This window comes from Methylobacterium sp. WL119, from assembly GCF_008039875.1.
Taxonomy (GTDB): Bacteria; Pseudomonadota; Alphaproteobacteria; order Rhizobiales; family Beijerinckiaceae; genus Methylobacterium.
Genome location: NZ_VRUU01000005.1, coordinates 48651 through 62222, shown reverse-complemented (window position 1 = coordinate 62222; position 13572 = coordinate 48651). Strand labels below are relative to the sequence as shown.

Below are 13572 nucleotides of genomic sequence, written 5' to 3'. Positions count from 1 at the left end.
CATGGAAATGATCGCCAACGCCGGCCGGGCGCCGTCCTCGGTCCGTCTTTACACCGACCTCGGCCAGGGCACCGACGAGTGGCTCGCCGCCCGGTGCGGACTGCTCACCGCTTCCGAGATGAAGCTGATCGTCACGCCGACCTTCAAGGCGGCGAAGAACGAGAAGGAGCGCGCGCACCTCTACGAGCTGCTCGCCCAGCGCATCACGAAGCACGTCGAGCCGCGGTTCATCGGCGACGACATGCTGCGCGGCCAGGAGGACGAGTTCGAGGCACTGTCCATCTACGCCAAGCACCATGCGCCGACCGAGGCCGTCGGCTTCATCACCAACGACAAATGGGGCTTCACGCTCGGCTACTCGCCGGACGCGATCGTCGGCACCGACGGGCTCGTCGAGTGCAAGTCCCGGCGCCAGAAGTACCAGATCGAGACCTTCGTCGTGCACGTCGCCGAGGGTTCGATCCCGGCCGACTACCTGATCCAGATCCAGACCGGCCTCCTCGTGGCCGAGCGCGACTGGTGCGACCTCGTCTCGTACTCCGGCGGCCTGCCGATGGCGGTGATCCGCGCCTACCCCGACGAGAAGATCCAGGCCGCGATCGAGGAGGCCGCCGGCGACTTCGAGCGGCGCCTGGTGGAGGCCCACGACCGCTACCTCGACGCCATCGCCAAGTCGAAGGCCGTCCCGACCAAGCGCATCAACAGGGAGATCGTGGCGTGACAGACCTTTCGCAGACGATCGCCCCCAAGAGCGACCAGCTCAACGCCGACGACCTGATCGGCGGGCCGCGCACCATCACGGTCACGCGCGTCTCGGCGATGAAAGAGCCCGACCAGCCGATCGCGGTCTACTTCGAGGGTGACGGCGGCAAGCCGTACAAGCCCGGCAAGTCGATGCGGCGCGTCCTCGTCCGGGTCTGGGGCAACGACGGCGCGACCTACGTCGGCCGCCGCATGACGCTCTACCGCGACGACGCGGTGCAGTTCGGCGGCGCGGCCGTCGGTGGCATCCGCATCAGCCACATGTCGGACATCCCGAGCCCGATCACGATGGCGCTCACGGTCACCCGCGCGAGCCGCAAGCCGTTCACAGTGAAGCCGCTGCCGGCGGATCGCGGGCCGGCGCCGGAGCGGGGGCCAGCCGCACCGACCGGCGCCCCGAAGCCGACGCTGTTCGACGTCGCCCGCGGCAAAGCCCGCCTCGGTCGCGAGGCCTACGCGGCGTGGACCGAGCGCCTAACGCCCCGCCAAGTCGAGGCACTCGGCGAGATCCGGGCCGACCTCGACCGGCTGCTCGACGACGCCGACGCGCGCGACGAGGACACGTTCCCCGGCGACCTCCCGAACAGCGAGGCCGCGTGATGCCGGCCCGCCGTCTCACCGACGCCGAGATCGAGCGCATCGCCGAGATGCGCGAAGGGGGCGCGACCTACTCGGCGATCGCCGCCGCGATCGGTTGCTCGGAATCGACCGTCTACTGGAAATGCCTCGCCGCCGGCGCCGAACCGCCGAACCGCCGTCAGATCAAGAGCAAGGTGCTCGGGCCGCTCGTGGTCTCGCGCAACGGGTATCCCGTCCGCCGCTACACCGACGACGAGGATCGGCGCCTTCTCGCGCTTGAGGCCGAGGGGCGCAGCAACGCCGAGATCGGCCGGCTGACCGGTCGCCGGCCGCACACGGTCAAGGCGCGCCTGATGACGCTCGCCCGGCACGAAGCGCTCGCGGAGATGTCGGCATGAGCACCGCCCCGATCCTCCGCGTCCTCTCGCTCGGTGCTGGCGTGCAGTCGACGACGCTCGCGCTGCTGGCGGCCCATGGCGAAATCGGTCCGATGCCGGACTGCGCGATCTTCGCCGACACGGGCTGGGAGCCGGCCGCGGTGATGGAGCACCTACGCTGGCTTGCGTCCGGCAACGTGCTGCCGTTCCCCGTCCACATCGTGTCGGCCGGCAACCTCCGAGACGATCTGCTCAACCGCGGTTCCGGACGCGCGGGCCGCTTCGTCACCGTGCCGTTCTTCCTTCGGCGTACCGTGCCGGCGGGCACCGTCGTGCCGGTGTTTGACACGGATGGAGACGGCGAACTCGTCGAGGTTGGTCAGCGCACGACCACACGAGGGGAACATCTCGACGGCATCGGCCGCCGGCAGTGCACCTCACACTACAAGGTCGAGCCGATCCGCCGGAAGGTGCGCGAGCTGCTGGGCGCGGGGCCGCGCGATCCGATCCCGGCCGGTGCCGTCGAGAAGTGGATCGGCATCAGCCTCGACGAGGTGATCCGGGCCACGCCGTCCAAGGTACGGTTCGAGGTGAACCGCCATCCGTTACTCGAGCTTCGGATGAACCGCCGCGACTGTCTCGCGTGGTTGGACCGCAACGGCTACCCGCGTCCGCCGAAGTCGTCGTGCGAGGGCTGCCCCTTCCACGATCAGGACCAGTGGCGCGAGATCATGGCCGACCCGGCTCGCCGGGCGGACGTGGTCGAGGTGGACCGCGCCATCCGTGCGCCGATCGACCGGCCGGGCGTGCCAGCGATGCAGGCCGAGCAATTCATGCACCGGCAGCGCGTGCCGCTCGAGGACGTCGATTTCTCGACCGCCGCGGAGCGCGGCCAGGAGGAGTTCGGCTTCCTCCACGAGTGCGAAGGGATGTGCGGAGTATGAGCGAAGTTCTTAGTCTAGAACAAAGCCTTATCAGCGTCTTCCGTCGTTCGGTCCCTCAGCATTCGCAACCGGGAAATTTCTTTCTCCAGAAAATCACTGACGCGACGATATTCTTTATATTTTATCTGTCTTTCCAATTTTTCGTAACTCGGAAAGTCGGCTTTTATTTCATATTTACTTTGAAGTGTTCCATGCCAATGCATGTAAGACTCCCTCATCATGTTTATGACGCCACACAGGCCCAAGGTATCTTTCGTGATATTTTGGACTTCGTCGCGAATTTTGGAGGTATTTACATCTACGTCCACAGCATTGAATACAATTCTAGCACAGTCTTCAACTTTATCGATTATTCTAACCAGCTGTTCCTCTGTCTGAAAGGCGTTTTCACCGTAAATCTTTCTGGCTACGCCCAGGCCGACCTTTCGTATGTGCCGCGAAGCGTAAAGATGATCAATTTCATCCGGAGGAAGCGCCATATTTGCCGATACAGCATCCAAGAAATTCTTGAACGATGTATCGATTTCACCTACCCAAATACAAAGCTGTCGAAACTCCAATTGTATTTTTTCTACAACAGATATTCTCTCCCTGAGATCTGCAAGATAATTCGATGCAAATTGCACTCTCGCAAATTTAACTTGCTCGTCAAGCCTGTTTATTTGTTGCTTAACACCTACCCAAGTCACGGCCGCAGCGCCGACCGCCCCAAGCACACCAATCAAAGTCTGATAACGATTAAACCAGAATTCGAAGCAATTGAGTGCGCCATCTTTGGATGGCTCGGCGAGCATCTTGGCCACGTATGGAGCGCTGCAGAGACCGCCTTCAGACGTGCCCCAACTGAAGCCGAGCAGCAGGCCAAGCATCGCCAGCAGGAAGAGAGAGAAGCGCCAATCCATGCGCCGAACTCTGCATGGAAGCGTGGCCGCTGCGCAAGATCCAACGTTATAGAGGAACGCGTCCATGGCTGAGACCCACTGCATGTCACGGCATGGGCTTCATCGCTGGCTGTACCACAGCACTAGCGTCTCTCCCCGCTGGAAAAACTTAGGGTTCATTCTTTACGCCATCGACGGACCGACCCTCCAAAAACCCGAGGCTTCCAAGAAGCCGCTCCCAGAATTCGAGTGCTTCCAGGAAGACCAAATCGGCGGGACGGTCAGAGCCAGAGTACGAGATACGCAGTGTGAGTATTTGCTGCCCCTGCCGCAGATCGCCCGCTGCTTCAATGACCGCCGCCCACTCGCTCCTAGCGTGAAGCTTTTCATCCGGCTTTGCTGGATCGAAGTGCTTGGACGCCGTTGCGATGCGCCTACAAATATGAAGTGCGCCGCATTCCTGAGCTACGGATTGCTGAAATCGCTCAAGATTTTTTCGATCGTCCGCAGCTATAGAGAATCTGTAGTGTTCAGCCAGTGCGGACTTAGTGGAATCGTCGATGCTCAACCACGTCCAGTCAGTCAGATGCCAAGCCGTAACGGCAAAGTTGAAGGCTCGATAAGACATTGCATGCACCCACGGGAATTCGTCCGAAGTGGGGTGCAGGGCCTTCTGAAGCTCGCCGAACTCCCAGTAGAGTTTGCGGAAAAGATCTGTCGGATCTTTCAAAGAAAAGATTTCTTTTCGGCTGCCGGCTTTAGGTTTGGGTACACGCATGGGTAATTATACAAGTATTTCATGGACTGACAAATCGTGGAGCCCCTGGATCGGCTGCACGAAGATCAGCCCGGCGTGCGACGGCTGCTACGTCGCTCACCTGATGGACACCCGCCTCGGCCGCGTCGAGTGGGGCCCGCACGGCGAGCGCGCGCGGACCAGCGAGTCCTACTGGCGCAACCTTGCGAAATGGGACCGCGAGGCGAAGGCCGCCGGCAAGATCATCAGCGTGTTCCCGTCGCTCTGCGACGCGTGGGACAACGCGGCCGATCCCGGCATCCGGCGCGAGTGGTTCGCGGTGATGCGCGAGACGCCGAACCTCGTGCACTTGCTGCTGTCGAAGCGGCCGCAGAACGCGGTCGCGATGGCCGAGGCGGTCGGCGGGCTGCCGGACAACGCAGCGCTCGGCGCGACGTGCGAGAACCAAGAGGTCGCGAACCGGAACGTGCGGCACCTGCTCGACGCCGCGCGCGACCTGCGCCCAGTTTTCACCTTCGTCTCAGCCGAACCGCTGCTCGGCCCGATCGACTTCACGCGCATCGTCTACGGCACGGTCCGCGGCCACACGGTCATCCGCGACGCGCTGCAGGCGTCCGACATCGAGCGCATCGACTGGATCATCACCGGCGGTGAGACCGACCAGGGCGCGCACAAGGCCCGGCCGTCGCACCCGGACTGGTTCCGATCGATCCGCGACCAGTGCGCCAAGGCCGGAGTGCCGTACCACCACAAGCAGAACGGCGAGTGGCAGGACGGCAGCGCCTTCGGGCCCGCATTCGAGCGCACCGAGCACCGGATCATCTACCGCGACGGTGCGAGCGGGCCGCACACGCGCGACTTCTGCCTGCAGCGCGATCGCGAAGGCCTTCACGCTGGGCAGCATCCGACCGTCGTCTCACGCGTCGGCAAGAAGGCCGCCGGCCGCCTCCTCGACGGCGTCGAGCACAACGGGATGCCGGAGGCTAACGGCTGATGATCGCTAACAGGTTCAGGATGCAGTTCCACCCATCAATATTGTCGGATACGACGAGCAAGGTAGTGCTTTCATCGGATACCGCGATTCAGGTTTGCATCCTCTTGTCGGCGAGATTGTGCTTCCCGCCTCCTCGCACGCAGTTTCGCGAGCAGCTGATCTCGGAGACGTCCTTTCGGAAGAGCTTCAAGCCGGGTGATCTGCGTCGCAAAAGCTGCATCTTCGGGCGGATCTTCAAGACGCAAGGTAGCAAGGAAGCCTTCTGCATCAGCAATTGGATTAGTCGTCATCGATGGATCCAATTCAGCAAGAAATTAGGCGAACTCCGGCCAAACCGGGCAGAGCCCTTGGATGCTGCCTGCAAGGCTGGCATTTCACAAACACCCCATCGAAAGACCTTTTCTGATGGCTCCATTCCAACCGACGCACTCGACATCGTAGGGAGGGCCGCATGACCGATGCCGCACGCCATGTCGTGCCGTTCCAGGCGGCCGCCCGCGAGGTTGGGCTAAGTACGGCGACCCTTCGCCGGATCTGCAAGGACGGGCGCGGCCCGACGCTTCTTCGGCTTAGCGAGCGGCGCCTGGGCGTCCGCCGCGGCGATCTGGATGCGTGGCTCAAGACCCGCGAGATAGGTGCCGAGAAGGTCTAGGGCTTCGCGCTTCTCCGAGGCGTAAACCGCTCGGTTGTAGATGCCGGCGACACCCGCCTTGTGACCCGAGATGTGGTTCAAGACAGCCTCGACCACGTGCGGCAGCACCTTCAGCCGATCGGCCATCAGCGTCGCTGCGGTGCGTCGCAGGTCGTGAAGCCGCCAGCCTGTGACGCCCGCGCGCGCGTCGAGCGCCGCCTTCGCCCGCGAGAACCCCTGGAATCCTCCGTCGCCCTGACCGAACACGAGCGTCCGGCCCTCGATGTGCTCGGTGGCGGTGAGGATCTGCAGGGCAGGGGCCGACAGCGGGACGTCGTGATCCTGCCCGTTCTTCACGCGATGCGCCGGCAGCGACCAGAGCGCGCCGGCAAGGTCGACCTCGAGCCACGCCATGCCGGCAACCTCGTCGCGGCGCTGGCCCGTCAGCAGCAGCAGCCGCACGATCCGGCCGAAGTCGTCGTTCCGGCACGCGCCGAGCACCTTGGCGACCTCGTCCTCGGTGAGGATGCGGGCGCGCCGGACCTCGGGCGCCGGCTTCGGCACGCCGATCACCGGGTTGAGCTCGGCCGCTCCGGTCCCGACCAGCCACGCGAAGTGCGCCGAGAGGGCCGAGCGGGCGCGGTTCGCCGCGTGCGGGCCGGTCTCCCGACGGATCTCCGCCAAGCGATCGGCGATCTGCTGTCGGCCCACGGAATGAAGCGGCAGCCGATGCAGCGGGCGCCACACCGTCCGAAGGTAGCGAGACGCCTCGCTGAGATAGGCGGGTCGTAGCTTCGGAGCGACCGCCTCAAGATATGGCTCGACGCCGGCGCCAAAGGTGATCGCAGCGCGCGCCTTGGCCTTCACCTTCTCGGCGTGCGGATCCTCGCCGAGTTTCGCCCGTGCCAGGCGCTTGCCGGCGGCGCGGCGCGCATCGCTCGCAGTGAGGACGCCGACCTTGCCCAACGTCTCGCGCTTCGATTGCCCCAGCGCGTTCCGGTACTGCACGACCCAGGTCCGCGAGCCGCCCTTGCTGAGGCTCAGACCGAACCCAGGCAGGTCGTCGTCGAACACCACGAGCTTGTCGCGCCCGGCGGGGAGCACGACGGCCACCACGGTCTGGTTCGTGAGCCGCATCGCACCCCGGTAAGCACATGGTAAGCAGCGTGGCGGATGCCCACGCTCGCTCCCGCGCGCATGATGAGGTGTTACCCGTAGGCAAACCCTCTCGCGGTCAGCATTTTTGGAGGCTGGTAAGCAGTCCTGTCAACTGTTGCGAGCTATAACCCGTGTTTCGTAATGAGGGGGTCGGGGGTTCGAATCCCTCAAGCGGCACCATTTTGGTTGCGCTCTCCGCAACGGTCCTGAACACTTCAGCTCGAATCGACGTCTGCCGCTCGCGCAGCGGTGACCCTGTGCGCCCGATCGGCTCGACGTCGTTGGAGCGATCGCCTGGACCATGCGATCCCGCGGGGTGGCGTCACGCTGTCGCCTGGAGCCGATGCGGCGCTCGCGGCCCGCCCCTGGCGCAAGCTTGCAAGCTTGCCAAACGAGGACGCCGACGCTGGCGATCTGCTGTAGTTGCGGCAAGCTTTTTAATCCCGGCCGGTGCGTGCGCGGCGGCACGTCGAAAATGTAAGCGGCTCACCATCTCAGTCTCAAGCAGAGAGAAACGGACCCGGATCAGGGTTTGTCCTGCAGAGGAGCCGAGACGCCATCATGAAGACCCGTATCGCCGCCATCGCCGCCGCTACTATTCTTGGCGTCGCCACGATCTCGTCGGCAATGGCCTACGACCGTCCGGCGCGTTACACCGGTTTTGCGCCCTACGACGTCGAGACGACGGGTTCGTTCGACGGCTTCGATCAGCGGTTCGACCGCAATCCGGCTACCTGCCGGATGAGTTCCGCCGCCGAGGGCAATGCCAACCAGCAAAACTTCCCGGTGAAGCAGTACGGCCAGACCGCCGGCGGCAATCGCTGCTGATCGGCTGGCGGGCTTGGAGGTCGTCGCCGACGTCGTCCGTCGGGTCATTCCCCGCGGCGTGATCGCGACGGTCGTAACGCGCGGGCCGTCGTTGGTGAAAGGCGGCGCGCCCGAGCAGAGGGCCGAGATCCAGCGGCGGGGTGCGAGCCCTGCCGCTTTCTCATGCGTCCGAGGCGGATCGACCGGCTGAGGCTTGATCGCGGCTTTTCAACCGGGCGTTGGGGCGACATGGTCCGCGCCCGAGGTCCGAAACCCGCGCGAGCTGTCATGACCCTCTCCGATGCCGTCGCTCCGTTCCGCAGCCTCCTCGGCGAGGGTGGGGTGCTGACCGGCTCCGACACCGGGCGCTACACCCGGGACCAGCGCGACCTGATGCAGGGCGAGACGGCGGCCGTGCTGCGGCCGCGGTCGGTCGCCGAGGTGCAGGCGCTCGTGCGCCTCGCGAAGGCCGAGGGCTTCGGGCTCGTGCCGCAGGGCGGCAACACCGGCTACGTCGGCGGGGCGACGCCGCAAACCGGACGACGGCAGCTGGTCGTCAGCCTGGAGCGGATGACGCGGATCCGATCGGTCGATCCCCTCGATTTCTCGCTCGCCTGCGATGCCGGGGCGATCCTCGCCGACGCTCAGGCGGCCGCGGCCGCGCACGACCTCCTCCTGCCGCTGAGCCTCGGCGCGGAGGGAAGCTGCCGCCTCGGCGGCAACCTCGGAACCAATGCCGGCGGCCTACAGGTGCTGCGCTACGGCATGACCCGCGACCTGGTCCTCGGGCTGGAGGCGGTCCTGCCGGACGGGTCGCTGCTCTCCGACATGAAGCGGCTGCGCAAGAACAACATCGGCTACGACCTGAAGCAGCTCTTCGTTGGCGCCGAGGGCACGCTCGGCATCGTCACCGGGGTGGTGCTGAAGCTGTGGCCGGCGCAGAGCTTCCGCGCGACCGCGTGGCTGCAGCTCGCCGCCGGCGCGCCGATCTCGGAGATCGCCGCGTTCCTGCGCCGCGAGACCTCGGACCTGGTCTCGACCTTCGAACTGATCTCGGCCTCGTCGCTCGCTCTGGTCGCCGAGATGCGCGGCGCCGCGACCGGCTTCGCCACCGGAGCCGGCGGGGCGGTGCTGCTCGAGCTCTCGTCCTCGTCGCGTCACATCCCGCTCGACGACGTGCTGATGGCGGCCCTCGAAGCCCTGATGGAACGGGCATGGATCACCGATGCGGTGCTGGCGAGCTCCGAGGCGCAGCGCCGGGCGATGTGGACCGTGCGCGAGACCATCCCCGAGGGCGAGAAGCATGCCGGCGGCTCGGTCAAGCTCGACATCGCGGTGCCGGTCTCGCGGCTCGGCGCGTTCCTGGCCCGCGGCGGTGCGCTGGTGGCGGAGCGGATGCCGGGCGTGCGCCTGTCCTTCTACGGCCATGTCGGCGACGGCAACGTCCACTACAACCTGATGGTGCCGGCGGGCGAGGACCGCCTCGCCTTCACCCGCCGGGTCGAGGCGGGCATCGCACACGACCTCTACGCGGTGGCGATCGATCTCGGCGGCAGCTTCAGCGCCGAGTACGGCATCGGCCGGTTCAAGCGCGACCTGCTCCGCCGCTACGCCGACCCGACCCGGCTCGCCCTGATCGAGACCGTCAAGGCCGCCATCGACCCGGACGGGCTGATGAACGCCGGCGCCATGGCCGGACGCGACTAGCGACGCACGCGCGCCGGCTCCGTTCGGTCCGCCACTTCGACCGAAATCCGAGCTTGGCGTCCCGCCGAAATACATGCATATGCCTGCTTCGGGCGTGGGCGCTCCGAATCGGTCGAGGGTGTGATGATGGTCGCCAGTCCGTCCCCTGTGCTGTCCGGCGCGCTCGCCCGGGCGCTGGCGCGCCGCGGCGTGCATTATGGCTGGGTCTCGGCCGCGGTCACCTTCCTCACCATGCTGGTCACGGCCGGCGCGGTCGGGGCGCCCGGCGTGCTGATCCTGCCGCTGCAGACCGAATTCGGCTGGGACACCGCCTCGATCTCCTCGGCGCTGGCGATCCGCCTCGTGCTGTTCGGGTTGATGGGCCCCTTCGCCGCCGCCCTGATGAACCGCTACGGCCCGCGCCGGATCGTGCTGGCGGCATTGGCGCTGATCGCCTCGGGGTTGCTGGCCTCGCTCGCGATGACGCAGCTCTGGCAGCTGATCCTGCTCTGGGGCGTCGTGGTCGGCGTGGGCACCGGGCTGACCGCGCTGGTGCTCGGAGCGACGGTGGCCACGCGCTGGTTCTCGCATCGGCGCGGCCTCGTCGTCGGGCTGCTCACCGCGAGCTCGGCCACCGGCCAGCTGATCGTGCTGCCGATCCTCGCCGCGCTGACCGAGGCGCTCGGCTGGCGCGCCGCCCTGCTCACGGTCTGCAGCCTGCTCGGGCTGGCGGCCCTCTTCGTGTTCCTGTTGCTGCGCGACCGGCCGGAGGATGTCGGCCTGCTGCCCTACGGCGAGACGGCGGCGAATGCCGCCCCGCCGCGCGGGCCCGCCGTCGGCGCCATCGCGGCGCTTCGCGAGGCCGCGCGGACGCGGGTGTTCTGGGTGCTGTTCCTCACCTTCTTCATCTGCGGCGCGAGCACCAACGGGCTGATCCAGACCCACTTCATCCCGCTCTGCGCCGATTACGGCCTGCGCCCGGTCCAGGCGGCGAGCGTGCTCGCCGGCATGGGCGTGTTCGACTTCGTCGGCACGGTCGCCTCGGGCTGGCTGTCGGACCGCTACGACAACCGCTGGCTCCTGTTCTGGTACTACGGCCTGCGCGGGCTCTCGCTCCTGTGCCTGCCGTTCTCCGATTTCTCCTTCGCCGGGCTGTCGCTGTTCGCGGTGTTCTACGGCCTCGACTGGATCGCCACCGTGCCGCCGACGGTGAAGCTGGCGGCGCAGCGGTTCGGGCGCGAGCGCGCCAACGTGGTCTTCGGCTGGGTCTTCGCCGGGCACCAGCTCGGCGCAGCGACGGCAGCCTTCGGCGCCGGCCTCTCGCGGACCGAGCTGCAGAGCTACCTGCCGGCCTTCTTCGCCGCGGGCGCGCTGTGCCTCGTCGCCTCGGCGCTGATCCTCACGCTGAGCCCGCCGCGGCGGGAGGCGGTGCCGGGTGCGGTGCCGGCCGCCGGCTGAAACCGCGTGCCGGCGTCCGACCCATCGCGATCAGGCATCGAGCCCGATCGCTGGCGCCGCTTACGACCATGGCGCAGGTGACGGCTACACCGTCCGGTCGACGACCCGTCCCTGACCGGCCGGCACCGGGGGCGAAACGGCAACCGCCGTCTCCGCGACCAGCGCGGCGACGGCCTTCTGCGCGTCGATCTGCTGACGCGCGACGGCGGTGCCGATCGACTGAGACAGGGCACCGGCCTGGATCTGGACGGCTCGGGCGACGGGGCTGGTCATGGCGCATCATGACCCGGCGTCGGTGAAGGGCCGGTTATGCCGACGCTTCAGAAGTCTGTCCCGGCCGGAAAGAGATCGGTTCGGTCGACGGTCCGCCTGCGGTCCGAAGTCGACCGCCCGTCGCCGATGGCCCCCCGCACGCCGGCGAAGACCTCACATCGTGGCTCACGCGGTGGTGCTCGACGCGCCCCTAGGTTTTCGGCGGGTCCAGCATGACCCAGAGGCGGGTGATCCGCCCATCGACGACGTTCGCGACGTCCGCGCCGGTGACGACGACCGGCCCGTTCCGGGGGCCGCCTTTCCAGCGCAGGACGCCGAGCCCGTGATGCCCGACCGCGACGCCATCGGGCGCGAAGCGGAAGTCCGGCCCGAACCGCTCGAGAAGCTTGCCGGCGATCTCGGAGATCGCCGCACGGCCCACGACGACGGTCGTCGGCTCGTACATGACCGGGTCGGCGACGAAGAGCTCATCGAGGGCGCGCTCGCGCTCGGCGCCGTCGCGTTCGTTGAAGATGCGTTCGAGATTCGCGCGCAGCAGGCGGTCGTAGTCCGGCGCGTCCGGCGTCGTGGTCTCGTCCAGCACGGCTCATCCTCCGGCGGTGGCGATCTGCGCTAGGAGGGTATCGGCCCAGATGCCAGTTGAGAAGCCACGGATAGGCAAAGATTCTGGTGTCACGGCTTCATGGCGGCCGACGGTCCTGGTCTCGATCCTCGCGCGATCACCCGATCACGAGGCGGGTGCGCGGCCCGAGGCGGCGCAGGAGCCGGAGCAGGTCGGCGCGCTTGAGCGCGACGCAGCCCTCCGTCGGCGTGTAGCCCGGCCGGGCGATGTGCAGGAAGATCGCCGAGCCGCGGCCGGGGCGGATCGGGCCGCGGTTGTGGTCGAGGTCGATCACCACGTCGTAGAGACCGTCGTCGCGCCACATCCGTTCCGCGCTCACTCCCGGCGCGGGTAGGGCGATCGGCCGGTTGTAGCGGCGGTCGCGGACGTCGTCGCACCAGCCGTCGCCCGGCGCCGTCCGGCGTAAGGGGAGGGTGGTGGCAGGGCGAGGAAGATGGTCGGACCGATAGCTGCCGCCGCGCAGGCGGACGCGACCGCGCGGCGATCCGCCGTCGCCCTCGCGCTTCACCTGCACGATGCCGGCGCTTCCCAACGCGCAGGGGATGATGGCGTCGCCGGCCTGCAGCAGGCCCTTGCGCCGGTCGCCGACGCGCGGGTGCACGCGAAGCGTCGCCAGGGTGGTCGTCTTGCCGGGTCGGGAGCCGGTTCGGGGAGGGCGAGGTCGTTGAATCATGATGCTGCGCGAGAGTGATTCCAGGCTCGGCGTTCGGGGCCCCGATCGGCTCCGCCCGCCCGTGCCGGCCCCGTCCTGCGAGGCCCATACGGGCAGGATGTCACCGAAATGGTCGAATAATTGTGCACAAGGCAATTCCCCGCCGCGAAAAGCGCGTTATTCTAAGGCGACTACCCGGGTCGAAGAACCCTCGGGTTTTTGGAAGCGAGATCGCCCGCGCGCCGGAGTTCCGGGGCACGACTCGTTCCGGTCGTGCCCTGTCGAAGAGTTCCTCGGACGATGTCCAACGCCTACCGCCTTCTCATCTGCGACGACGACGCGATCCTGCGCGAGACCCTGACCGAGCAGCTCGACCTCTGCGAGGAGTTCACGGTGGTCGCCGAGGTCGATGCGGGCCGGGCCATCGCCCGCGTCGCCGCCGACCGGATCGATCTCGCGGTGATGGATGTCGGGCTGCCCGACATGGATGGGCGCGAGGCCGTCCGCCTGATGCGGAAGAACGGCTTCAAGGGGCCGGTCATCATGCTGACGGCGCAGGATTCCGAGGCCGACACCGTCGAGGGCCTCGAGGCGGGCGCCAACGACTACGTCACCAAGCCGTTCAAGTTCGCGATCCTGCTCGCCCGCATCCGCGCGCACCTGCGCAGCCACGAGGCGTCCGAGGACGCGGTCTTCCAGATCGGCCCCTACACCTTCAAGCCGGGCGCGAAGCTCCTGGTCGGCGAGCGCGGCTCCAAGCTGAAGCTGACCGAGAAGGAGACCGCGATCCTGCGCTTCCTCTATCGCGCCGGGCGCGAGGTGGTCGGCCGCGACACGCTGCTCGCCGAGGTCTGGGGCTACAACGCGCAGGTCACGACGCACACGCTCGAGACCCACATCTACCGGCTCCGGCAGAAGATCGAGCCGAATCCGGGGCTCGCCGCGATTCTCGTCACCGAGGGCGGCGGCTACAAGCTGCTGCCGTGATGCC

General features: G+C 67.0%; 15 protein-coding genes. 9 read left to right on the top strand and 6 right to left on the bottom strand.

What is annotated here, in order from left to right; all coding sequences use genetic code 11:
• Window position 1: 1 nt before the first annotated feature.
• The 4 genes from FV227_RS04070 to FV227_RS04055 are packed head-to-tail and all read left to right on the top strand — an operon-like array spanning window position 2 to window position 2662.
• Entirely contained in the window at window positions 2-721 is a 720-nt protein-coding gene (locus FV227_RS04070; protein ID WP_147858332.1) for a YqaJ viral recombinase family protein, read from the top strand.
• Entirely contained in the window at window positions 718-1362 is a 645-nt protein-coding gene (locus tag FV227_RS04065; RefSeq protein WP_147858331.1) for a hypothetical protein, read from the top strand. Before FV227_RS04070 ends, FV227_RS04065 begins: the two co-directional genes overlap by 4 nt.
• Window positions 1362-1739 carry a helix-turn-helix domain-containing protein gene (locus FV227_RS04060; protein ID WP_147858330.1) on the top strand — a complete coding sequence of 126 codons (378 nt, stop codon included), beginning with the start codon at window positions 1362-1364 and terminating at the stop codon, window positions 1737-1739. The genes FV227_RS04065 and FV227_RS04060 overlap by 1 nt, the downstream gene beginning before the upstream one ends.
• Entirely contained in the window at window positions 1736-2662 is a 927-nt protein-coding gene (locus FV227_RS04055) for a hypothetical protein (protein WP_147858329.1), read from the top strand. Before FV227_RS04060 ends, FV227_RS04055 begins: the two co-directional genes overlap by 4 nt.
• Window positions 2663-2676: 14 nt before the next feature.
• Here FV227_RS04055 and FV227_RS04050 read toward each other — a convergent pair whose 3' ends face one another.
• Both FV227_RS04050 and FV227_RS04045 read right to left on the bottom strand, forming a co-directional pair.
• The gene (locus FV227_RS04050; RefSeq protein WP_147858328.1) at window positions 2677-3564 is read right to left on the bottom strand and encodes a hypothetical protein; all 888 of its coding nucleotides are present in this window, start codon (window positions 3562-3564) and stop codon (window positions 2677-2679) included.
• A 148-nt stretch (window positions 3565-3712) separates the two neighbouring features.
• On the bottom strand, window positions 3713-4321 hold the full coding sequence (locus FV227_RS04045; protein ID WP_147858327.1) for a hypothetical protein: 609 nt from the start codon (window positions 4319-4321) through the stop codon (window positions 3713-3715).
• Here FV227_RS04045 and FV227_RS04040 point away from each other — a divergent pair.
• The gene (locus FV227_RS04040; RefSeq protein WP_147858326.1) at window positions 4320-5294 is read left to right on the top strand and encodes a DUF5131 family protein; all 975 of its coding nucleotides are present in this window, start codon (window positions 4320-4322) and stop codon (window positions 5292-5294) included. The two genes, FV227_RS04045 and FV227_RS04040, sit on opposite strands and share 2 nt — an antisense overlap.
• Window positions 5295-5802: 508 nt before the next feature.
• On the opposite strand, the gene FV227_RS04035 is transcribed toward FV227_RS04040, so the two are convergent.
• Complete coding sequence (locus tag FV227_RS04035) at window positions 5803-7062, bottom strand: site-specific integrase (protein ID WP_147858325.1); 1260 nt, start codon at window positions 7060-7062, stop codon at window positions 5803-5805.
• A 582-nt stretch (window positions 7063-7644) separates the two neighbouring features.
• On the opposite strand from FV227_RS04035, the gene FV227_RS04030 reads away from it, so the two are divergent.
• From FV227_RS04030 to FV227_RS04020, 3 genes are all read left to right on the top strand, one after another.
• Window positions 7645-7911, top strand: a complete 267-nt coding sequence (locus FV227_RS04030; RefSeq protein ID WP_147725674.1) for a hypothetical protein — start codon at window positions 7645-7647, stop codon at window positions 7909-7911.
• A gap of 267 nt (window positions 7912-8178) precedes the next feature.
• Window positions 8179-9597 (top strand): FAD-binding oxidoreductase, encoded by a 1419-nt coding sequence (locus FV227_RS04025; RefSeq protein ID WP_147858324.1) that lies wholly within the window; start codon window positions 8179-8181, stop codon window positions 9595-9597.
• 147 nt (window positions 9598-9744) lie between these two features.
• Window positions 9745-11034 carry an MFS transporter gene (locus tag FV227_RS04020; protein WP_147725684.1) on the top strand — a complete coding sequence of 430 codons (1290 nt, stop codon included), beginning with the start codon at window positions 9745-9747 and terminating at the stop codon, window positions 11032-11034.
• A gap of 84 nt (window positions 11035-11118) precedes the next feature.
• Here the strand turns inward: FV227_RS04020 and FV227_RS04015 are convergent, their stop codons facing one another.
• The 3 genes from FV227_RS04015 to FV227_RS04005 form a co-directional block, all read right to left on the bottom strand.
• Window positions 11119-11307 (bottom strand): hypothetical protein, encoded by a 189-nt coding sequence (locus FV227_RS04015; protein WP_147725676.1) that lies wholly within the window; start codon window positions 11305-11307, stop codon window positions 11119-11121.
• 190 nt (window positions 11308-11497) lie between these two features.
• Window positions 11498-11890 carry a nuclear transport factor 2 family protein gene (locus FV227_RS04010; RefSeq protein WP_147858323.1) on the bottom strand — a complete coding sequence of 131 codons (393 nt, stop codon included), beginning with the start codon at window positions 11888-11890 and terminating at the stop codon, window positions 11498-11500.
• A gap of 136 nt (window positions 11891-12026) precedes the next feature.
• Entirely contained in the window at window positions 12027-12602 is a 576-nt protein-coding gene (locus FV227_RS04005; RefSeq protein WP_147725678.1) for a L,D-transpeptidase family protein, read from the bottom strand.
• A gap of 279 nt (window positions 12603-12881) precedes the next feature.
• Between FV227_RS04005 and FV227_RS04000 the strand changes: the two genes are divergently transcribed.
• Window positions 12882-13568 (top strand): response regulator transcription factor, encoded by a 687-nt coding sequence (locus FV227_RS04000; RefSeq protein WP_147725679.1) that lies wholly within the window; start codon window positions 12882-12884, stop codon window positions 13566-13568.
• Window positions 13569-13572: the final 4 nt, after the last annotated feature.